The following is a 21,657-nucleotide window of genomic DNA, read 5'->3' on the forward strand; positions in this document are numbered from 1 at the left end:
ACTTGTTTTAACTACAAAGATAATATTTCAACCTCTATTTATTATGATGCAAATCTAAAGGATAAACGCAGATTTTCTGTAAAGAATATTGTTTTCAAATATCACACAACAATCTAATTCGTGAAAATCTACGATCATCTACGCTTTATTTGCGTTTTAATAAATTCGTATTTATAGAGTATACTCATTTTGAATCAGTACTTATCACTTACAGAATATAAAAAAAATAGAGAGAGAACTGAATTATATAACACCAACATCACATTATTAAAAGCGGAAGAATCACCCGAAAACAACATTAATTTCCTTTATATCTGTGACAAAACAAAAAACTATGCGACTTATGGGATAAATATCAACTCAATTATTTATCTTTGTTAGCTTTAAAAAGAGCTGGCATAAAAAACAATAAATACAATGAAAGATTTCTTTAAATTTACGCTTGCTACAGTAACAGGTATCATACTGTCAAGCATTGTTCTGTTTTTCATCGGTATTATGGTGATTTTCGGAATCGTTTCATCATCTGACACAGAAACAGTGGTGAAGAAAAACTCAGTAATGATGCTCGACCTAAATGGTACCTTGGTAGAACGTACTCAGGAAAGCCTGGAAGGTGTACTCTCCATGCTCACAGGAGACAATTCAAATGTCTATGGTCTCGATGATATCCTTACTTCCATTAAAAAAGCAAAGGAGAATGAAAACATCAAAGGAATCTACATCCAAGCTTCTGCATTAGGTTCTCCGTATGCTTCTCTACAAGCCATTCGCAATGCATTGACCGACTTCAAAGAAAGCGGAAAGTTTATCGTAGCTTATAGCGATGGATACACACAGGGACTTTACTACCTGTCCAGCGTAGCTGATAAAGTAATTCTGAACCCAAAAGGTATGATTGAATGGCGAGGAATTGCCTCCGCCCCAATATTCTACAAAGACTTATTGCAAAAGGTAGGTATCGAAATGCAAATATTTAAGGTAGGCACTTACAAATCAGCTGTCGAACCGTTTATCGCAACTGAAATGAGCCCGGCCAACCGTGAGCAAGTAACTGAATTTATCGGTTCTATCTGGGGACAGGTTGTAAGTGGCGTATCTGCCTCTCGTAATATATCACCAGACTCACTGAATGCTTATGCAGACCGCATGCTGATGTTTTATCCCGCCGAAGAAAGTGTAAAATGTGGGCTGGCAGATACACTTATTTATAAAAATAATGTACGCGACTATCTCAAACAACTTGCAAATGTTGATAAAGACGACCGTCTGCCTATATTAGGCCTTGATGATATGATTAACGTAAAGAAGAATGTTCCAAAAGATAAAAGCGGTGATATTGTAGCTGTCTACTATGCATCAGGAGAAATCACAGATCAGTCAGGCTCGGCTGCTTCCGAAGATGGTATCGTAGGCAACAAAGTAATTCGCGACTTACGCAAGCTTAAAGATGATAAAGATGTAAAAGCAGTTGTATTACGCGTAAATTCTCCGGGTGGTAGTGCTTTTGCTTCCGAACAAATATGGCATGCCGTAAAAGAGCTGAAGGCCGAAAAACCGGTTATCGTTTCAATGGGTGATTATGCTGCATCAGGTGGTTACTATATTTCTTGTGTAGCCGACACAATTGTTGCCGAACCCACCACCCTGACCGGTTCTATCGGAATCTTTGGTATGGTGCCCAATGTGAAGGAACTTGCTGATAAAGTAGGGATAACTTATGATGTAGTAAAAACCAATAAATTTGCCGACTTCGGAAACCTCATGCGTCCTTTCAATAATGACGAAAAAGCACTCATGCAAATGATGATAACCGAAGGGTATGATACATTCCTTACCCGCTGCGCCGAAGGCCGTCATATGACCAAAGAGGCAATTGGAAAGATTGCCGAAGGCCGTGTATGGACAGGTGAGACAGCAAAAAAGCTCGGCCTTGTTGACGAACTGGGTGGTATAGACAAAGCGCTCGACATCGCTGTAAAGAAAGCTAATCTCGATGGTTATACCGTTGTTTCTTATCCGGAAAAGAAAGATTTCCTTTCTACTCTGCTTGATACGAAACCGACCAATTACGTAGAATCACAATTGATGAAAAGCAAACTGGGTGATTATTATAAAGATTTCAGCTTACTGAAAAATTTAAGCGAACGCTCTATGATACAAGCCCGTGTTCCGTTTGAACTGAATATTAAGTAAACCATTCTGCATGGAAGAAAGCTTTATCAAGATACATAAATGGCTCTACCCTCTTTCGTTCCTTTATGGAGCAGGAGTAGCCTTACGAAACAAACTCTTTGACTGGGGATACCTCCGGTCAAAGAGTTTTGACGTTCCTGTCATCTGCATCGGCAACATTGCCGTAGGAGGAACAGGTAAAACGCCACATACCGAATATCTGATAAAGTTACTTCACCGTGAATATCAGGTTGCCGTATTAAGCCGGGGCTATAAGCGTCGTACAAAGGGATATATATTATCTACCCCTGAAAGCAATGTACGCAGTATCGGAGATGAACCATTTCAGATAAAATCTAAATTTCCCGATATACGGGTAGCTGTGGATGAAGACCGTTGTCATGGCATTGAACAGCTTTGCACATTGGACAATCCTCCTGTCGAGGTTGTTTTGCTTGATGACGCTTTCCAACATCGTTATGTTAAGGCCGGATTCAACATTTTACTGACGGATTATCACCGTCTGTTTTGTGATGATGCATTATTACCAGCAGGCCGTCTACGCGAGTCTATTCAAGGAAAGAACCGGGCACAAATAGTTATTGTTACCAAATGTCCACCCGACATCAAACCCATTGACTTCAATATCATTGCTAAAAGGTTGAACCTATTCCCATACCAGATGTTGTTCTTCTCGTCATTTCGTTATGGAAATCTGCAACCGGTATTTCCAGAGGTAGCAGGAAAAACAGAACAGAAGTTATCTTCCCTGCAAACAGATACACAGATATTGCTCCTTACCGGTATTGCCTCGCCAATTACTATCATCCAGGAGCTGGAAAGATATACATCGCATATAGATCTGCTGTCATTTGATGATCATCATAATTTTAATCAACATGATATGCAGCTCATTAAACAGCGGTTTGACAAGCTGAAAGGTGAACAACGGTTGATTATCACCACAGAAAAAGATGCTACCCGGTTGGTACATCATCCCATATTAGATGCGGAGTTAAAAAGACATATCTATGCGCTCCCCATTGAAGTAGAGATATTACAAAATCAACAAGATATTTTTAACCAACACATTATTGGCTATGTTAGAGAAAATACAAGAAACAGCAGCTTTTCTAAAAGGAAAGATGCATACAAGCCCTGAGACAGCAATCATCCTGGGTACCGGACTTGGTAGTTTGGCAAATGAAATCACTGAGAAGTATGAGATAAAGTACGAAGATATTCCTAACTTCCCTGTGTCTACTGTTGAAGGGCATAGCGGAAAGTTAATCTTCGGCAAATTGGGTAACAAAGATATCATGGCAATGCAAGGCCGCTTCCATTACTATGAAGGCTACTCCATGCAGGAAGTGACTTTCCCTGTACGTGTAATGCGTGAATTAGGAATAAAAACACTATTCGTATCCAATGCCAGTGGTGGTACTAATCCCGCTTTTGAAATCGGTGATCTGATGATTATCACAGATCATATCAACTATTTCCCCGAACATCCGCTTCGTGGCAAGAACATTCCATATGGTCCCCGTTTCCCGGATATGAGCGAAGCATATGACAAAGAGCTTATCCGTAAAGCCAATGAAATAGCTAAAGAAAAAGGTATAAAAGTGCAGCATGGCATATACATCGGTACACAAGGACCAACCTTTGAAACCCCTGCAGAGTACAAATTATTCCACATCCTCGGAGCTGATGCCGTAGGTATGTCCACCGTCCCTGAAGTAATTGTAGCTAACCATTGTGGTATCAAAGTATTTGGTATTTCGGTTGTAACTGACCTGGGTGTAGAAGGAAAAATTGTAGAAGTATCACATGAAGAAGTTCAGAAAGCAGCTGATGCAGCTCAACCGAAAATGACAACTATTATGCGCGAACTTATCAACCGCGCTTAATAAATTAAAGTCACTTCAATCTTAAATTACAAACAATCCCATGTGTTTATGACCAAATAGTGGTTATAAACACAGGAAATAAATCGTAAATTATAAATATATCGATGCGAACAGAAATAGCAACCCTGGGTGAATTTGGCCTAATCAAGCATCTCACTGAGGGTATTGAACTAAAAAATGAATCAAGCAAGTATGGAGTGGGCGATGATGCCGCCGTCCTCTCCTACCCTTCAGATAAGCAGGTATTGGTCACCACCGATCTGCTTATGGAAGGCGTACACTTTGACCTTACCTATGTACCTCTCAAACATCTCGGATACAAATCTGCTATCGTAAACTTCTCTGATATCTATGCGATGAACGGAACTCCGAAACAGATAACCGTGTCCCTCGCCCTCTCCAAGCGTTTCAGTGTGGAAGATATGGATGAGTTTTACGCTGGCCTTCGCCTGGCATGCCAACAATATCATGTAGACATTGTAGGTGGTGATACTACTTCTTCACTGACAGGGTTGGCTATCAGTATCACTTGTATCGGAGAAGTAGACAAAGATAAAATAGTCTATCGTAACGGTGCAAAAGAAACAGATCTCATCTGTGTCAGTGGTGATCTTGGTGGCGCCTATATGGGTTTACAATTGCTGGAACGTGAAAAAACCGTTTTTAAAGGTGAACAAAATGCTCAACCGGACTTTTCCGGTAAAGAATATCTGCTTGAACGTCAGCTTAAACCCGAAGCCCGCAAAGACATCATCGAAAAGCTAGCTGCTGCTAATATTGTCCCTACCTCTATGATGGACATCTCTGATGGGTTATCTTCCGAATTGCTACACATCTGTACTCAAAGTAATACCGGATGCCGTGTATATGAAGAACATATCCCGATTGATTATCAAACGGCTGTTATGGCAGAAGAATTTAATATGAATCTCACGACTTGTGCCATGAATGGTGGCGAGGATTATGAACTACTCTTCACTGTTCCTATTGCAGACCATGAAAAGATTTCAGAAATGGAAGGTGTACGATTAATAGGACATATTACCAAGCCAGAGCTTGGCTGTGCACTAATAACCCGAGACGGACAAGAATTCGAGTTAAAAGCACAAGGCTGGAACCCATTGCAAGAAGAGAAATAGGATGTAACCCACCAGATATCTGTCTGAAGATTAGCATTACTAATTGAATCTCTGGACCAATAAAACATCTTTAACAATAAAATTTACCCCGCCATAAAGAACTATGGCGGGGTAAATTCTTTAAAAATGAGCTTCTTTGAAAGAGTTTTCTATAATAACTCACTTTTATTTCACGGAATTCTTTTATCCTCTAACTCCCATAAATTTGAAAGGTAACGCTATCTTAAACTCTTTGGCCGTATTCCCATGATACATTTCTCCATTAGCAATAGACAATTTAAGTACGGGAGCTCCTTCTGAGAAATCCAAATCCCGCAAATCCACCCAAAAAGTATTTGGAGTCAGACTTGACTCAAAAAAATATCTCAGACTTTTACTTTCCGAAACAGTCCTCCATTGTGTAGTAGAAATTTCGGGACTTTCAGGAGTTGATATACCGTAAGGCACAGAGGCATTACGGACAACACTAAATACACTGGCAACAGCTATCCTTTCATCATCAGTTTTCGGTAATGCATTAATATAGAAACTAGCTCTGGCAAAACGGTCGGCTGCGCGATTCGTTCCGGGTAAAAAGCTCAAACCTCCTATCGTTTTCCAGTATTCATTTAGTGCCAGCTGTTTGTCATAAGTAGGAGAATTAGTCATTACTTTATAATCTTTATTATGATATACAGTAAGTCTTCCACCTACATACTCAAAGATAGCACAATCACCCGTAACATCGGATATAGATAAATGCAATGTTGCTAAACGAGACCCATCCGGCATCATATCTGATACCACCTGAAAGGTATCTTCATCAATATAAGAAACGGCCTCTTCCACTGTTGCAAAATTATCCAGCATATATTGTACCCACGCTGTTATAGCAAGCCCCGGTTTATTTTTATCTCTTACCGGATATTGTGTTTCGGGTAACCAAAGTAAATTGGCAACTAGCCCTTTCTCATTCATCCCATCCGTACTGGCAATTTCAAAAGCAGAGGTTACTACGCTTCCATATCTCGACGTCCACTTCAACGAATTTGTTCCAGCTTCTCCGTTACGCATCATTCCTTTTGGAAATGCCCAAAGGTTACTATGCATTTCTGTTTTCCAGTCCATAGAGCGACCGGTTGCTACCATCCCATTTGTTCCTGAATAAACTACTCTTGTACACATAATTAAAGTTTTAGTTAATGGTTCATTTATTGGCTATTAATTCATGAAATTCAATCAAACCGAACTCCTACCATAAAATATAGCTATCATTCGTAATAAGAACAAAAAAGTCTATCAAAAAACGTTAGAATTAAGTTATTGAAATCTAATATTCTCCTTAATTAATAAGTAAATAAGAGAAAAGTAAAAAACAATATTTATATATTGAAGAAAATAAATTTAAAGAATCCGGATAAACTTTTTAATTCTGTTGTTATATAATAAAGTATCAAGAAAATAATGATTATGATATTAAGTAACCTTTTAATTATATTTACATTTTCTTTTATGGCTTTGTTTCCGGTAATAAATCCATTGGGAAATGGTTTTGTCGTTAATGATTTTCTGAACGAGCTGAATGATCATCAGCACAAAACAGCTATTCAGAAATTAATTATCAACTATATTCTGATCGGTATAGGTACTTTGGTGATAAGGCATTTATTTTTATTGATCTTTGGTTTGGCTATTCCTGTAATTCAGTTGGGAGGAGGGTTACTTATCTGTAAAACGGCAATGGAGTTATTATCCAATTCCGGTACTCCAAATAAATCTGATAAAAAATATATAATTAAAAAAAATGAACCATGAAAAGATTTTTTACATTCTTATTACTTTTATTTCTCATACTTATTCTCGTACTGATAGTAAGAACTTTCACCTATCAATTTAAGAAGATAGAAAAAACCGGAGATAATAAAGAAGTAGTGAATACTACTCCTTCTGAAAAAGCCATACGTCGTTTTGTCGGTGGAATACGTATTCCAACCATTAGTAATGAGTTCTATGAAGAAACCAATTTCAAACCTTTCGGAGAATTCATGAAATATCTGTCCGATTCTTATTCTGAGGTATATAAAGTAATGGACACAGATACCATTAATACATATGGCATGATCTTTCATTGGAAGGGAAAAAACGGTAATTTGAAACCGGTTTTATTCTTATCGCATTATGATGTTGTACCCGTAGCCGGCTATGATCCATCTACTATGATTCCTGCTGATACCATTTTTCAGTTGAATGACAAACCGTTACCTCCAATTCAGTCTTATGCTACCAAATGGGATTATCCACCATTTTCAGGAGCTGTAATAAATGGCCGTATCTACGGACGTGGAACGCTCGACATGAAATGTATGCTCTTTTCATTAATGGAAGGAGCTGATAATTTAATTGCTGAAGGTTTTCAGCCAGAAAGAGATATCTGGTTTGCTTTCGGACATGATGAAGAAGTAAGTGGACGTCAAGGAGCTGTAAAAATAGCAGAGTATTTCAAAAATAAAGAACTGAATTTTGACGCTATTTATGACGAAGGGGGTATTATTGCTGCTCCAAGTTCAGCTATAGAGTCTATTAAAGTTCCATTAGGCCTAGTTGGAACCGGAGAAAAAGGCTTCCTTACTTTACGTCTTACAGTAAAAGGAATGGGAGGACATTCTTCTATGCCTCCGAAAAAAAGTTCGTTAATCTATGCAGCAGAAATCATTGAGAAACTGAACAGTGACCAGTTCCCTGCACAAATTATTTCCCCAATTGCAACCTTCTTTGATAATGTCGGAAATGAGATGGGATTCTTTTCCCGTATGACAATAGCAAACCAATGGTTACTCAGACCGTTATTACTGAGAACAATGGAAAAATCTCCTGCATCCAATGCACTGGTTCGCACAACTACAGCTGTAACAATGGCTAAAGGTAGTGATGCTCCAAATGTTCTGGCTTCCGAAGCAGAAGTAACGGTAAATTTCCGCATCTTACCAGGTGATTCAGTTTCTGGTGTCATAGAACATGTGAAAAAACTATGTGAAGGTTACGATATCGCCATAGAGGTAATTTCTCAACGTGCCCCCTCAAATATTTCTCCGGAAAACGTAAGAGGCTTTGAAATTATAAAAGAAAAAGTAAATAAGATCTACCCTGACGCGATAGTTACTTCTTATATAACAATCGGTGGTACAGACTCTTATAAATATCAAACAGTAAGTAATGATATTTACCGCTTCATGCCTATATGTCTGAATCAGTACGAACAACGTACAATACACAATGAGAACGAATATATATCATTAGAGAATTTTGGAAAAATACAATGGTATTTTAAGGAGTTACTAAAAACTTATTAGACATTGATTCTTATAACCAGAAAGAATTTCTACACTAGTAAATAAAAGGCTATCTTAAAATTTAATTTTGGGATAGCCTTCCCCCCTATGGATAATGTTATAAAAGACAATGGCTATTACTTTTCTTCTATAAATATAGTTACATTATAATATCTTATATATAAATGAATTATCCAATGATTTATCTCCCTTATACATATATCAGTAGCATTTCATTAGGAGACTATAGAAAAATATAGTTACCGTTCCGATAACCTACAACACAACAAGTAATATACTCAATGAATAAGCCATAAACCAAATATTCTTTTCAATAAAATGAAATATTTTCATCAAATAGATAATTGATAATAAACACTGTAGCTATTTATCAGTGTTTTTTATTTCTCCTCCTCTTGCAAGATAAAAAAACTTTCGCTACCTTTGCAATCGCAAATAAGAAAGGTGCCATAGCTCAGTTGGTAGAGCAAAGGACTGAAAATCCTTGTGTCCCCGGTTCGATTCCTGGTGGCACCACTTGTAAAAAAGAGAGTTACTCAACATAGTAGCTCTCTTTTTTGTTTATATATCTACCTATTTACCTCATGATTTAAACTGAAAGTTAAACCAGTTTTCTTATGGACACGGACATTAACATTTTGTGTATACAAGTCTAAAACACTATTAAATGGCAAACATCCCGTAAGCGAATGTTACCGGAAATTTAATTGAATTATCAAAAAAGCCTAATGCCACTATCAAATATCAATTGTTTATACAAAGTATATCTCTGAGGTTACATCAACACCCCGCATAGTCATTTGTGTTTTTTAACAAATACATCAGATGGTTTGTTATAAAAATATAGTTAAATTCGCGCCCCGTAATAGCTTATGGAAAGAACTATATGTTTTATCAATAACATAAAATACTAATAATAAAGACTTTGCACATTCCAATCAGCTCGTATTTTAGCTGAATTCATATTAAACATTTATATTATTTATAACTTAATTAAAAGCTATTTATCTTATGCTGAAACAGTTTTTAAAAGTACTGCTTCTTCTAGTGTGTGCTGTTTACCCGTACAGCCTCCATGCCAAAATGTTGACTATAGAAGAAGCTGCTGAAGCCGCTGCTAATTTTTTTAATGCTGGTAACATTTCGAGACTAAGTAATCCCGATGCTTTTGAATTGGCGTATACATCACAAAAAAGTGACGGGACACCTGCTTATTATGTGTTTAATGCCAAGGATGGTCGTGGATTTATCATCATATCAGCCGATGACAAGGCAATCCCGGTTGTGGGATACTCTTATGAGTCTTTATATATACCGGATGAAATATCTGATGTCACTACGATGATGCTTAACAATGCTGTAAAACCGGTTGGAAATAATATCACCGAGCTTCGCAAGCGTGTAAGTATGCAAACTTCACTGACAAAGTCTATCAAAACTCCAGAATGGAGTCAGGAAGCTCCATTCAACGGTCAGATACCTAACCGCCGCCTCGTTGGTTGTGTCGGAACCGCTATGGCTACCGTTATGAAATATTATAATTATCCCTCAATGGGTAACGGTTCACTTGACGGTACGGATTTCAATGTCCAATATGATTGGGGCAATATGAGGATGGACAACTATCGTTTTGGATATTCTACAGCTGAAGCTGATGCTGTAGCTACACTGATGGCTCATTGTGCTATATCGATAAAAACAGATTTCGGAATGTATGGTTCGAGTGCTTTTGAAGTGCGTGTTCCTGCCGCCCTTATATCATTTTTCGGATATGACCCAGGGGTATCCTATAAAAAGCGTTCGGAAACCGACCGAACTGTATGGGATGCCATAATTGTTGACGAGATCAATGCCGGACGACCAGTGATCTATAGTGGTCAAGATGTCTCAGTAGGTCATGCTTTTGTGTGCGACGGATATGAGATAAAAGGTTCAGTACCTTATTTCCACATCAATTGGGGCTGGGGTGGTTCGGCCAACGGTTATTTTTCTTCCGATGCTCTCAACCCAACTGTAAGTACATCACACAGTTTCAACGACCAGACCACTATCATCTATAATATCAAGCCCACCGAAACAGCTGTCAAATGGTCACCTGTTCATATCACAGCCGACGAACGTCAGATCGGTATAACTTCCGACGCAGTAGATATCAGCCCCGATATGAAGTTCACCATAAGAGCTGGTGCCTTTAAAAACGTTTCATATGAAAATTTCTCAGGAAAAATTTCTGTGGCTCTTTTCTCTGCTAATGGGAAATTGAAAACATTACTGCATGATGGTAAAGGACTATCACTTCAAGCAATGCAGGTGATGACGCCAAGACTTTATTCTGATTTTGCATGTTCGGTACCTGCCGAAACCGTTGTCGCTAATGATGATATAATTCGTATGGTCACTATAGCCAACGGCTCTGACGAGTGGTTACCGGTTACCGGTGACCTTATCACAATAAATGAGATTAAAGCAAAAAACAATTCCATACCGTATTTTTCAATTGACATACCGATCAACGTAGACGGAGCTATCATATCGTATGCCGATGTAAAAGTAATCAAAGGCCGTGACTACACATTTAAGGTCCAATCCGCTTCCCCCGACAAGGTTATAACAGTCAAAGCAAACGGATTCATCCTGGCTCCAAGTACCGATAATGTTTACAAAATTGAAAATGTCACCACTGACCAGCAAATCCGTATTATCGTACAGTCAATGGAGGATGTAGTGAATAAACGCAATCTATGGGTAACTGCCGGTAACCTTGAGAAGCTTATCAGTGAAGCCGATGCCGGAACGATTAAGGAACTGACACTTTATGGAACGATCGACGTCCGTGATTTCACATTTATACGCGAACGTATGAAGCTAACCATGCTTGATATTTCTGGTGTGAACATAGTAGCCAATGGTTCGAATCCTGCTAATGCCATTCCCACTAAAGCATTCAGCGGCTACTATTCGTTACAACATATTGAGTTGCCAAAGTCTCTCACCATTTTGAAAAATGGCTGTTTCAATGCCACTGGTCTGCAAAAAATCGAAATTCCGGCATCAGTGGGTACTTACGAATATAATATATTCTTAAATTGCAGCAGTCTGAGAGAAGTCATTGTACGCCGTCAATCGCCGGCATGGATCAATTGGTGTGTGTTCACAGGGACACCTAAATCTAAACTTGTGGTACCGGTTAACACAAAAACAGCATATTCGTCAAAGGAGAACTGGCAGGATTTCAAAGAGATTGTTGAGGAAAACTCTGCTCCGGCTTCTTCTTATATGATTGTTCTTGAAGAGACAGAAGGTGTAAAGATCACTCCTGATTCCGAAAGTCTTGAAGTGACACCCGGTTCATTGTTCTCATTCACCGTTGAAACTGACAATCGTTTTGGTGATGCCAAAATGGAAGTTTTCGCCAATACAACCAAATTGAATGCCGGAACCGATAACCGATATACCATCGCCGTCAACGCCAACACTATGATTCACGCTAATTTTGTTCAGCCACAACCTACAACTCGCATATCTTCGTGGAAGTTAACTGATTCAAGGGGTGGTGTAGGACTGGTAACCGACGTAATCAATGTTATTTCCGGCAAGACATTTACCATACGTGCCAACGCATTGGCTATTCCTCAGGATGACGCCTCGATGTTCTATGCTGCCGTGCTTACGGATGCTAATGGTGCTATTAAAGAATTCATTTCGCCTGTGTTTACTAACTCAGGAACGAATTATGGCGACCTGCCATGTAGCTTCAGCTGTCAGGTGAAAGAAGCTTCGGTACGTGAGGGTAATCTTGTACGTGTCGCAACTTCGTACAACAAAAAAGAATGGCATCTCGTCAAAGGAATAAATGAAAACGTGAAAGATTCAATCAAGGCCGTAGGCAATGAGGTGTTGTACCACAAGATCACTATGCCATCTTCTGTTCAGGGGGCCACTATCCAGGGGGCTATTGATCAGATCGTCCATGGTATGGACTTTACATGTAAGATCATGCCGGTTTCTGTTGCTGACGCAGTAACGGTGTCGATCAATGGTAAGATTGTGGCTGATCGTCAGGGAGTAGCCCAAATAAAGGTTGAAAGTGTACGTGAAGATCTTGACATAACCATACAAGTAGTGGCTGCCGGAGACGAAACTTATACAGCAATCAATCTCAATGCAGGAGAACTCGCCTCAAAGACTTCTCTTGCCTTTCCTTCACGTCTCAAATTAATAGGTGAGATGAATGCCGCTGATTTTAAAACATTGCAGGACAATGCAGCCAAACTTGTAGCTCTTGACTTGACCGATGTGACAATAAAAAGTTCGCCTACTCCTAACTCACTACCTACCAATGCTTTTACGTCATCAAATCCGACGAAAGCAACAGCTTTGTCAACTATCCTTCTACCTAAGAATCTGAAGAGTATAGAGGCAAGTGCATTTTATCGCTGCATGAATATTAAGGAAATAACAATTCCGGAGACAGTAACCCATATCGGAAGCGGTGCTTTCGCAACCTGTATTAAACTTGAAAAAATAGTAGCTCTGTCAAAAACTCCGGTACAACTGAAAAGTAATCCGTTCCCAATGAATAGCGCCAACATAACTCTTGAAGTTCCCCAAGGCACTGAATCGGCATATGCGAACAGTGAATTCTGGAAAGAACTCCAACATACAACTTCAAAAGTGTTCTATAACATTCAGATCGACCCGGACAGAACTTTCCAATATTCGGCAAGAGAACCGTTGGCCAAGATTGAAGGGCCTGTGGGAAGTGCAACTAAAACCGTAATGCTTGGTTTACCCAATTTCAAACCGACCTCTTATAAGCCTAATCCGATTTATCGTCCCGAAGTCGCATTTAAACTTTATGACAACAAACAGGATGTAACGGCTCAACTGGCCCCGCTTGACCCCAGTGCTTTCAATCCCGGTGGTTATTACCAAGTGAAATTCTACGGTTATGTAACAGATCCTCAATACTTGACTTGTCCGCAGAACCATACCATCGATGTGGTGTTCCATTACGAAATTAAATTCAAGGATGCCTCAGGAAAATCTAAAATCAACTTTGTAGCTCTCAATGAGGCAAACGTGTGGAAAGATGTGAATATGTCTCTGTTTATTGAAGGCTCTAAAGATCATAAGACCCTCTATAAGGAAGGTTGCGATTACAAGTTTACTGTCGTTTCCGAAACTCCGAGTATGACTCCTAAAGTCAAAATAGCCGGTGAAGTTGTTCTTCCGGATGAAAACGGTATTTATGTGATCACTAACCTACAGTCGGATATGGAAGTTGAAATCACGATGGTTCCTGTTGAAGGTGCGGTTCTCAAACCGGAAGAAGTGATCCATATTGATAAAGAAGAAGCCGATGGGATTGTTGAACTCGGATTGTCGGGAGAAATGACCGATACGGCCTTTGAACACATACGTGAAAACTTCACGTCTCTGGAAACCATTGACATGTCTGCCATCGAAAACAGCGAAATACCTTCAAATGCATTTGCCGGAATGGAAAACCTCACAAATGTAGTGATTCCGGAAAACGTTACCTCTATAGGAAAAAATGCGTTCGCCGGCTGTTCGCAACTCGAATCGCTGACACTCAATTCGGTCGATGCGATAGACGCCGGAGCTTTTGACGGATGTTCTTCGTTGACGAGTATCACGCTTTTCGGAAACTCACAGTCTGACAAGGAGCAAGGCTCTACCCGTGTACGTAATACCGCAGGCATAAACGATCAATCGTTTGAGGGTATAAATCCCAACTGTATAATATATGTTGCAGAAGGTTTGGAAAAATCAATCTCTTCGAAGTCAAACATTGTGGTCAACAGTGGTGGTACGCGGGTGGCTTCAACCGACATCGTCCTCACTGACGGTTATGCTTTCAATGCTCCGGCAAGCTTTAATCTCGGTGAGAAGACCATCTCACTGTCAGTTGAACTGAACTACCCATCCGGAAATGAAAGCAAAGAATGGAAAGGTATAGTCCTACCGTTTGTACCCACGCGCATGTCCGATGGAAAAGGTTATGACTATACCATCGGTACTTCGGGTAACCATACAGTCAGTATATTGTCATTCAACGACAACGCTACAATACTCGAAAACCAACCTTCAATTGAAGCAAATAAACCGTATATGATACATCTCAACGGAGAAGTGGATGATTCAATCAACTTTACATTCTATGCGAACGGCATACCCGCTACACAAACAGACGAATCGCTTACGTTTGACGTACCTATGACTCCGCTATCGGAATCTATCGCAAAAGCAGGTAGGGATTTCACTCTGTTCGGTAATTATACTTCTACCAATGCTGCTTCTGACACATACGTACTTGATGATGAAGGTTACAGATTTAACCGTATCGGCGATGAAGAAACAAATCTTGTTATCGCACCTTTCTCGGTCTATGCAAAAGCTAATACTTCCGAAGTTGAGGATTCATTTGAAGTTGGTAAGGTAAACATCACAACCGGTGTTGACAACCAGGCACTCTTCCAAGGTGAAAAACTAAAACTTATCAAGGAAGGTTCAAATCTTGTGATAATCTCGGATGTGGAACAAGATATTGACATATTTACCGTCTCAGGAATACCTGTCATATCAATCTCCGTTAAACCCGGCTCTAACACAATTTTCCTTAATCCGGGTATTTACATAGTCGACGGTATCAAAGTGATTTTCTAATCATAACCTTTCCGACAAATACGGATTGAAATATAATAAAAGTTGGTTATAAAAGTTTTTCCAAAACCTTATAACCAACTTTTATTATTTTCTTAATGTAATCGCCTATGCGTAATTCGATATTTACACAGATATGATATCCTCTTTTGCCATCGTATTGGCAAGACTTTGCCAACCTATTGGCAACACCTTGCCATCACATTGGCAGAGTCCTGCCAATGTGATGGCAAGAAGTACATTATACGATCCAGCTCTACCACTCATAACCCTCTATATAATCATCAAATACGATCGGCTCGGCCGCCCCATATTTTTTTAAAATATTCACCACACTTTGTTGCTCGGCAGGTGAGAGTAAACGCTCTCCTTTACGAATACGATAATATGTTCTTTCACTGAATCGATTTATCAGTTGAGGAATTACTTCCCGTATTTGCTTTTGAGTCAGATTCTCTATGATATTCATAAAGCCTTTGGCAAAGCGAACTTTGGTACTTGAACGATAATAAGGGCAATCTTTTTTCAAAGTAGCTTGATGCTTCGGATTGATAATCATTAAAAACTTTATACTATCAGCAGCTTCCTGTGCAACTAATTGCCTCAAACAAGTAGACGCCCGAGGACATTGATAATTAATGCACAGAGGATAGTCTTGTGGAACTTCCGAAAAACGATCTATTTCTTTTGTCTTCATAATTTTATTATCACCCGGCATTATTGTGATATTCCGGTTACAAACAATCACTAATACAAAGATAAGTGTATTCTTTCTTTATTCTACCATTAAATGAGTCCAAAAGAAAACTTAGCTGAAGTAAAACTACACCATTCCCAGTAATAAAACAATGTCTAACCTCTATAATTATTTCCATCATTAAAGATTAATTTTACCTTTGTGGAACAAAAACAATAATTTATAGCTATACTATATGAGGTCAATGAATATAACCAGGGAAGAAATGTGGGCAAAGCAGCATCTATCGGCATCAGACATTGATTACAGTCTTTGGGAACGTGACAAAAGCATGCTTCACCGCATGTCCAAACTAAGTCACAACTGTACATTCGTTGTTGATGTTTATAAATGCAGGTATGCTTTCGCATCCTCCAACTTCGTAGATTTACTGGGATATGACAGCCACAAGATAGCTACATTGGAAAGACAAGGTGATTATTTAGAATCACGCATTCATCCAGATGATTTATCACAACTAAAACGGTTGCAGGTTGATCTTGGTAAGTTTATATTCGGTTTGCCTATCGAACAAAGGAATGATTATTGTAATATCTATAGTTTCCGGGTACGCAATGCCAGACAACAATATATACGAGTTATCAGCAAACAACAGGTTTTAGAACAGGCTCATAACGGAAAAGCCTGGCTCATAATAGGAAATATGGATATTGCCCCCAATCAAAAGGAATCCAATCAGGTAGATTGTACTGTACTGAATCTTAAAAACGGAGAAATATTCTCTCCCTCTCTATTATCAACAACACAAATAAATCTGACGCAACGTGAAACTGAGATCTTACAGTATATTCAGAAAGGGCTTCTAAGTAAAGAGATAGCCGACAAACTTTGTATCAGTATCCATACGGTTCATATTCACCGGCAGAATCTATTACATAAATTAGGTGTACAAAATTCTATTGAAGCCATTAATACCGGATTGAAACTGGGGCTGTTGAGTTAAATCTCATATCAACACATCATGGCATCCATTCTACAATGCCTGTAACCGGATGCTCTTGCCGCCATACCTCAAATTCCGCATAACTTCTTACTCCATCCCGAATAACAGCCTGATAATATTCTATCCCTATAATCTTTTCCGTATCAGGAGTTTCATACTTCAAGTTCAAAATAGCCAGCCTTGTTTCGTCAGTTAAAACAGTTCTCAAACGTTCTGCCACTCTTTCAAAATAACCATCATATCGGGAGCCCTTCCGGATATGAATCATATCAATCTGCCAAAGTTCACTCTCAGAATCCTGATACCAGGCATGCCACTCCACACAGGCTTCAACTGTGTGCAGAAGATTTACACACTCAATCTTCTTTATAGCTATATTTTCTGAAAGTTTCGCCATTGCCCGGAAACTGTCAGTCAAAGTCAAAGGTGAGGTATAAATATGCAAATCAATATCCCGGTGTTTCATCAATAACCCTGTACTCAAGGAACCCACCAAATTCACTTTTGCACCAATACTTTCCCATATCGGGATAACACCGGTACTCTCTATTATCTCCCAGGCTTTTTGCTGGTTCCGGCCCGCCATATCAAGAATATCCATCTTTCCGCATTTGAAGTAAAGTGTGCAAAAGTAGAAAAAAGGCTGGATATATAGCTATAAATAACTATTTATCCCCCCAATGGAATGAACTAACTTTGCTGCCTTTTCAGACCGTTTTAATATAATAATGAAAGAGTTATGGTATTTAATAAAACAGAAGAGCAAGAGAAAGAATATTTGCAGGAGATAATCAACACCCTCAATGACGTGATTAATAATACGAGTGTATCAGTGAAAGAACACGTAGATACATTACAGGAGTACAAAGAGTATTTATGGTCAAATAAAGATATTGATCCACATGAAATTCGTTCTATGAGGGAAAGTATCTTAAATCATTTTGCATTGGGTGAAAGTGTAATTGACAAGCGCAAAAGACTGAGTAAAATAGTAGGCATTCCTTACTTCGGCCGGATAGATTTTAAAGAAGAAAGGGAGAAAAGCCAGACAATACCGGTTTATATAGGAATACACACATTTTATGACACCAACAAAAAGATAAACCGGATATATGACTGGAGAGCTCCCATCGCAGGTATGTTTTACGACAATGAACTGGGAAAAGCTACGTATTCATCCCCTTTGGGTGAAATAAGCGGAGAGATTTTGCTGAAACGTCAGTACCGTATCCGCAATGGCAAAATGGAATATATGCTTGAAAGCTCTCTGACTGTACATGACGATATTTTACAGAAAGAACTAAGTTCGAATGCTGATGACAAAATGAAAAACATTGTCACAACCATTCAGCGGGAACAGAACCGTATTATTCGTAATGAAGATGCACACGTACTTATCATACAAGGAGTTGCCGGATCGGGTAAAACCTCCATCGCCTTACATCGCATCGCTTATCTTCTTTATACACTGAAAGGAGATATTTCCTCCAAAAACATATTGGTGGTTTCGCCCAACAAAGTTTTTGCCGATTACATCTCTAATGTACTCCCGGAACTTGGTGAGGAGACTGTTCCCGAAACCAGTATGGGATATATTCTTTCGGATGTACTCGGTAACAAATACAAATATCAGAACTTCTTTGAACAAGTAACAGAATTACTTGGAAAGCCTACGGGAGAATTTATCGAAAGAATACAGTATAAGGCTTCATTTGATTTCATCTCACTACTTGATAAGTTTATTCTATATATGGAAAATAACTATTTCAGAGCAACAGACGTAAAACTAACCAGACACATTACTATTCCGGCCGAATTTATTGATGAACAATTCAAGCGATTCAGCCGCTACCCAATGCGCCAACGTTTTGAGACAATGACCGATTATATTCTGGAAATGATGACAATCAAATACAATTTTACAGTTACTACCGCAGAGAAAAATCTGTTGAAAAAAGAAGTAAGAAAAATGTTTGCCGGTAATAACGACATTCAGGTTTATAAGAACTTTTTTGAATGGGCAGGAAAAAGCGAAATGTTCAGGATGCGCAAAAGTCATACGTTGGAATATTCTGATTTAGCTCCTTTAGCATACCTGCATATAGCATTGGAGGGAAAAAAAACTCACAGCCATGTCAAGCATATCCTGATAGACGAAATGCAGGATTATTCTCCTATACAGTATAAAGTCATTCAAAAACTTTATCCTTGCCGGAAGACGATTCTGGGTGATGCATCCCAATCTGTCAATCCCTATGGCTCATCCACTACTGATATGATTCAAAGAGTATTTACAACGGGAGAAGTGATGAAACTATGCAAAAGTTATCGTTCTACTTTTGAAATTACCAGTTTTGCACAAAAAATTCTGCCCAATGAAGAGTTAGAACCTGTCATAAGACATGGTAAACAACCGGTGATTCTTCAATACAGAAATACAGAAGAAGAGATATCCGGTATTACAGATTTAATATTCACTTTCAAGAAATCAAATTATAAGTCACTTGGGATTGTATGTAAAACGGAAATTCAGGCAAAATCCCTTGCAGAAAAACTTCAGGCACACATAGAAAATGTTTATTTCCTGTCGAACCAAAGTTCGACTTTTGTAAAAGGTATCCTCATCACTTCGTCGCACATGGCGAAAGGACTGGAGTTTGACGAAGTCATCATACCACAGGTGGATGACAAAAACTATTGTTCGGCAATTGATAAAAGTATGCTTTATGTAGCAGTAACAAGAGCTATGCATAAATTAACAATAACTTATTGCGGAAAGCTGAGTAAACTTGTTCCTTAAATTCTGGTAACTCTTCTCACAATCGAATTTACAGAGATATCAATCATTTACTTATCAGATTTTTATAGACAACTGTATTGAGCAATTCTTCACGCCTCTGTTTTGAGACAGGTAGCTCCTTCCCATTGATAAACAGGCGGCCTCCGGATATCAAATCGATATAGGATATGTTGACAAGAAAAGAACGGTGTATTCTGAAGAAAGACTCTTTAGGTAATATCCCTTCCAGAGAAACCATTGTCTGATGAATAGTTAGAACTTTGTCTTTGAAGTATAGTTTCACATAATTCTGCATTCCTTCTGCATAGAGAATATCTCCCCAGGCAATCCGTTGGAAAGCATCTCCCTGCCGGACATACATATTAGATTTAGCTTCTTCATGCTCATTCTGTAATACCAGCTGAGAAAGGAACATACTTTGAGCTTTTGACACAGCTTGAAAGAAACGCTGAAAGGCGATGGGTTTCATTAGATAATCGACAACATGCAGCCGAAAACCGTCAAGTGCATACTCTGAGTAGGCTGTAGTTATAATTGTCAGCGGCGGTTTCTCTAAAGATTCTAAAAATTCAAGCCCTGACAGGTGTGGCATATTGATATCCAGAAACATAAGATCTACTTCTTTCGTCTTAAGAATATCTGCCGCTTCTAATGCGGATGAACAAGAACCGGCAATTTCCAGAAAGTCCAGCCTGCCAATGTAATTGACAATTCCTTTTATTGCAATTGATTCATCATCAACAACCAGACACTTCATCTTATATACCCCTTTACGTTTCATTATAATCTCTGCCATTCTCAAATATTAATTATAAGTTTAGTCCGATAATCGGTATCAGTTTCTTCTATCAACAAATGATAATTCCCGAAATACAATATCTCGAGACGTTCTTTTATATTTTTAAGGCCCAATCCTCCTCCAATCTTTTTTTTCTTAGGTAATATTGATTTCGAGTTCCCAACATCCATGCAGATTCTATCTTTCTCCTGTTTAAAATAAATGTTGATATATCCTTTCTCAAAATCAGATTTCGAGACATGCTTAAATGCATTTTCAACGAATGTGATAAAAAGCAATGCAGGAATCTCTCTTTGTGGATCCTCCACTTCCCACGAGCAAGTTACCACTACTTTGTCACCCCAACGGACTTCTTCTACAGCGATAAAATCTTTTAAAAACCGTATATCCTGTTCCAAAGTTACGCTTTGTTTATCCCCATTGTATAGTTGATAGCGTAATATATCCGAATATTTTATCAGCAAATCGGATGCCAACTCCACATCCGTCTGCATCAGGATATGGATATGATTTAATACGTTAAACATAAAATGCGGAGTCACCTGGTGCTGTAAAGTGCGGAGTTGATATTCAACAAGTATCTTTTGTGATTTGATGTATTCAAGAAAGAAACGTAGTCCACATATCGTAATATTTATAATGACTCCCGCCGAAAGAGGAACAAAAAGAACATAAGGTTTCAGATCTGTTAAATCAAAATAATGGGAATATGGAAATACACCTGTTCTCTCGAGATGGAAAAAGAAATAAATACATGCGAGAAAAAGTATCCCAATAAGCATGGAAAAAGAAAAGAACTGGATGGTAAATGTCCTTGCTCTCTTTTGTTTCATTGCCTTTAACAAAAGAGGTCCACTTAAATAATTTGCAATAGGGCATATGATAAGTACAAATGAAGTTGAAAACAAAACGGATTCTACTACAGACTGCGTCTGCGGCATAACCTGAAGCAAAAAAATAAAGAATATCATTATCCAAAATGGGAAAATAATATATTTATCGTTCTTAATCCAATCAATTTTCATGCTGCAAAGTTAACGTATTAACCGATAGATACATTACCATTCGTCAAAGGTAAACTGATCATTCGTCAAAAAGATTTCGGCACAAGTGTTCAA

At 38.6% G+C, this 21,657-nt stretch carries 14 protein-coding genes, 1 tRNA gene and 1 pseudogene; 10 read left to right on the top strand and 6 right to left on the bottom strand.

The window, feature by feature from the left end:
* Positions 1-417 precede the first annotated feature (417 nt).
* The 4 genes from sppA (at position 418) to thiL (ending at position 5,224) form a co-directional block, all read left to right on the top strand.
* A complete protein-coding gene (sppA, locus tag HCG69_RS13915; RefSeq protein ID WP_221650527.1) occupies positions 418-2,196 on the top strand; it encodes a signal peptide peptidase SppA in 1,779 nt (592 codons plus the stop codon).
* Positions 2,197-2,206: 10 nt separating this feature from the next.
* Positions 2,207-3,337, top strand: coding sequence for a tetraacyldisaccharide 4'-kinase (gene lpxK / locus HCG69_RS13920; RefSeq protein ID WP_221650528.1), 1,131 nt, complete (start codon positions 2,207-2,209; stop codon positions 3,335-3,337).
* Entirely contained in the window at positions 3,276-4,085 is an 810-nt protein-coding gene (locus HCG69_RS13925; protein ID WP_002562171.1) for a purine-nucleoside phosphorylase, read from the top strand. Before lpxK ends, HCG69_RS13925 begins: the two co-directional genes overlap by 62 nt.
* A 104-nt stretch (positions 4,086-4,189) precedes the next feature.
* Positions 4,190-5,224 carry a thiamine-phosphate kinase gene (gene thiL / locus HCG69_RS13930; RefSeq protein ID WP_221650529.1) on the top strand — a complete coding sequence of 345 codons (1,035 nt, stop codon included), beginning with the start codon at positions 4,190-4,192 and terminating at the stop codon, positions 5,222-5,224.
* Positions 5,225-5,407: 183 nt separating this feature from the next.
* On the opposite strand, the gene HCG69_RS13935 is transcribed toward thiL, so the two are convergent.
* Positions 5,408-6,388, bottom strand: a complete 981-nt coding sequence (locus tag HCG69_RS13935) for a linear amide C-N hydrolase (RefSeq protein WP_221650530.1) — start codon at positions 6,386-6,388, stop codon at positions 5,408-5,410.
* A gap of 285 nt (positions 6,389-6,673) precedes the next feature.
* On the opposite strand from HCG69_RS13935, the pseudogene HCG69_RS13940 reads away from it, so the two are divergent.
* The 4 genes and pseudogenes from HCG69_RS13940 to HCG69_RS13955 form a co-directional block, all read left to right on the top strand.
* Positions 6,674-6,991, top strand: a pseudogene (locus HCG69_RS13940) (MarC family protein); the annotation flags it as partial.
* Between the two features lie 23 nt (positions 6,992-7,014).
* Complete coding sequence (locus HCG69_RS13945; protein ID WP_221650532.1) at positions 7,015-8,553, top strand: M20/M25/M40 family metallo-hydrolase; 1,539 nt, start codon at positions 7,015-7,017, stop codon at positions 8,551-8,553.
* A 443-nt stretch (positions 8,554-8,996) separates the two neighbouring features.
* A tRNA-Phe gene (locus tag HCG69_RS13950) sits at positions 8,997-9,069 on the top strand.
* A gap of 495 nt (positions 9,070-9,564) precedes the next feature.
* Positions 9,565-15,243 (top strand): C10 family peptidase, encoded by a 5,679-nt coding sequence (locus HCG69_RS13955; protein WP_221650533.1) that lies wholly within the window; start codon positions 9,565-9,567, stop codon positions 15,241-15,243.
* A 123-nt stretch (positions 15,244-15,366) separates the two neighbouring features.
* Here HCG69_RS13955 and HCG69_RS13960 read toward each other — a convergent pair whose 3' ends face one another.
* Both HCG69_RS13960 and HCG69_RS13965 read right to left on the bottom strand, forming a co-directional pair.
* A complete protein-coding gene (locus HCG69_RS13960) occupies positions 15,367-15,507 on the bottom strand; it encodes a hypothetical protein (RefSeq protein WP_221650534.1) in 141 nt (46 codons plus the stop codon).
* Positions 15,497-15,937 carry a DUF6078 family protein gene (locus tag HCG69_RS13965; protein WP_221650535.1) on the bottom strand — a complete coding sequence of 147 codons (441 nt, stop codon included), beginning with the start codon at positions 15,935-15,937 and terminating at the stop codon, positions 15,497-15,499. Before HCG69_RS13965 ends, HCG69_RS13960 begins: the two co-directional genes overlap by 11 nt.
* A 235-nt stretch (positions 15,938-16,172) precedes the next feature.
* On the opposite strand from HCG69_RS13965, the gene HCG69_RS13970 reads away from it, so the two are divergent.
* Complete coding sequence (locus HCG69_RS13970; RefSeq protein ID WP_221650536.1) at positions 16,173-16,940, top strand: LuxR C-terminal-related transcriptional regulator; 768 nt, start codon at positions 16,173-16,175, stop codon at positions 16,938-16,940.
* Between the two features lie 16 nt (positions 16,941-16,956).
* On the opposite strand, the gene HCG69_RS13975 is transcribed toward HCG69_RS13970, so the two are convergent.
* Complete coding sequence (locus HCG69_RS13975) at positions 16,957-17,541, bottom strand: phosphoglycerate mutase family protein (protein WP_221650537.1); 585 nt, start codon at positions 17,539-17,541, stop codon at positions 16,957-16,959.
* A gap of 138 nt (positions 17,542-17,679) precedes the next feature.
* On the opposite strand from HCG69_RS13975, the gene HCG69_RS13980 reads away from it, so the two are divergent.
* Positions 17,680-19,740 carry a UvrD-helicase domain-containing protein gene (locus tag HCG69_RS13980; RefSeq protein ID WP_221650538.1) on the top strand — a complete coding sequence of 687 codons (2,061 nt, stop codon included), beginning with the start codon at positions 17,680-17,682 and terminating at the stop codon, positions 19,738-19,740.
* A gap of 43 nt (positions 19,741-19,783) precedes the next feature.
* Here HCG69_RS13980 and HCG69_RS13985 read toward each other — a convergent pair whose 3' ends face one another.
* Positions 19,784-20,536 carry a LytTR family DNA-binding domain-containing protein gene (locus HCG69_RS13985; protein WP_221650539.1) on the bottom strand — a complete coding sequence of 251 codons (753 nt, stop codon included), beginning with the start codon at positions 20,534-20,536 and terminating at the stop codon, positions 19,784-19,786.
* A 2-nt stretch (positions 20,537-20,538) separates the two neighbouring features.
* A complete protein-coding gene (locus HCG69_RS13990) occupies positions 20,539-21,372 on the bottom strand; it encodes a sensor histidine kinase (RefSeq protein WP_255586003.1) in 834 nt (277 codons plus the stop codon).
* Between the last annotated feature and the right edge of the window lie 285 nt (positions 21,373-21,657).

The organism is Bacteroides sp. K03, assembly GCF_019734355.1.
In the GTDB taxonomy this organism is placed as follows: Bacteria; Bacteroidota; Bacteroidia; order Bacteroidales; family Bacteroidaceae; genus Bacteroides; species Bacteroides nordii.

Excerpts from the sequence above, each read along its gene's own strand:
- sppA (WP_221650527.1), top strand. The coding sequence starts at position 418 with ATGAAAGATTTCTTTAAATTTACGCTTGCTACAGTAACAGGTATCATA.
- lpxK (WP_221650528.1), top strand. The coding sequence starts at position 2,207 with ATGGAAGAAAGCTTTATCAAGATACATAAATGGCTCTACCCTCTTTCG.
- HCG69_RS13925 (WP_002562171.1), top strand. The coding sequence starts at position 3,276 with ATGTTAGAGAAAATACAAGAAACAGCAGCTTTTCTAAAAGGAAAGATG.
- thiL (WP_221650529.1), top strand. The coding sequence starts at position 4,190 with ATGCGAACAGAAATAGCAACCCTGGGTGAATTTGGCCTAATCAAGCAT.
- HCG69_RS13935 (WP_221650530.1), bottom strand. The coding sequence starts at position 6,388 with ATGTGTACAAGAGTAGTTTATTCAGGAACAAATGGGATGGTAGCAACC.
- HCG69_RS13945 (WP_221650532.1), top strand. The coding sequence starts at position 7,015 with ATGAAAAGATTTTTTACATTCTTATTACTTTTATTTCTCATACTTATT.
- HCG69_RS13955 (WP_221650533.1), top strand. The coding sequence starts at position 9,565 with ATGCTGAAACAGTTTTTAAAAGTACTGCTTCTTCTAGTGTGTGCTGTT.
- HCG69_RS13960 (WP_221650534.1), bottom strand. The coding sequence starts at position 15,507 with ATGAGTGGTAGAGCTGGATCGTATAATGTACTTCTTGCCATCACATTG.
- HCG69_RS13965 (WP_221650535.1), bottom strand. The coding sequence starts at position 15,937 with ATGAAGACAAAAGAAATAGATCGTTTTTCGGAAGTTCCACAAGACTAT.
- HCG69_RS13970 (WP_221650536.1), top strand. The coding sequence starts at position 16,173 with ATGAGGTCAATGAATATAACCAGGGAAGAAATGTGGGCAAAGCAGCAT.
- HCG69_RS13975 (WP_221650537.1), bottom strand. The coding sequence starts at position 17,541 with ATGGATATTCTTGATATGGCGGGCCGGAACCAGCAAAAAGCCTGGGAG.
- HCG69_RS13980 (WP_221650538.1), top strand. The coding sequence starts at position 17,680 with ATGGTATTTAATAAAACAGAAGAGCAAGAGAAAGAATATTTGCAGGAG.
- HCG69_RS13985 (WP_221650539.1), bottom strand. The coding sequence starts at position 20,536 with ATGGCAGAGATTATAATGAAACGTAAAGGGGTATATAAGATGAAGTGT.
- HCG69_RS13990 (WP_255586003.1), bottom strand. The coding sequence starts at position 21,372 with ATGAAACAAAAGAGAGCAAGGACATTTACCATCCAGTTCTTTTCTTTT.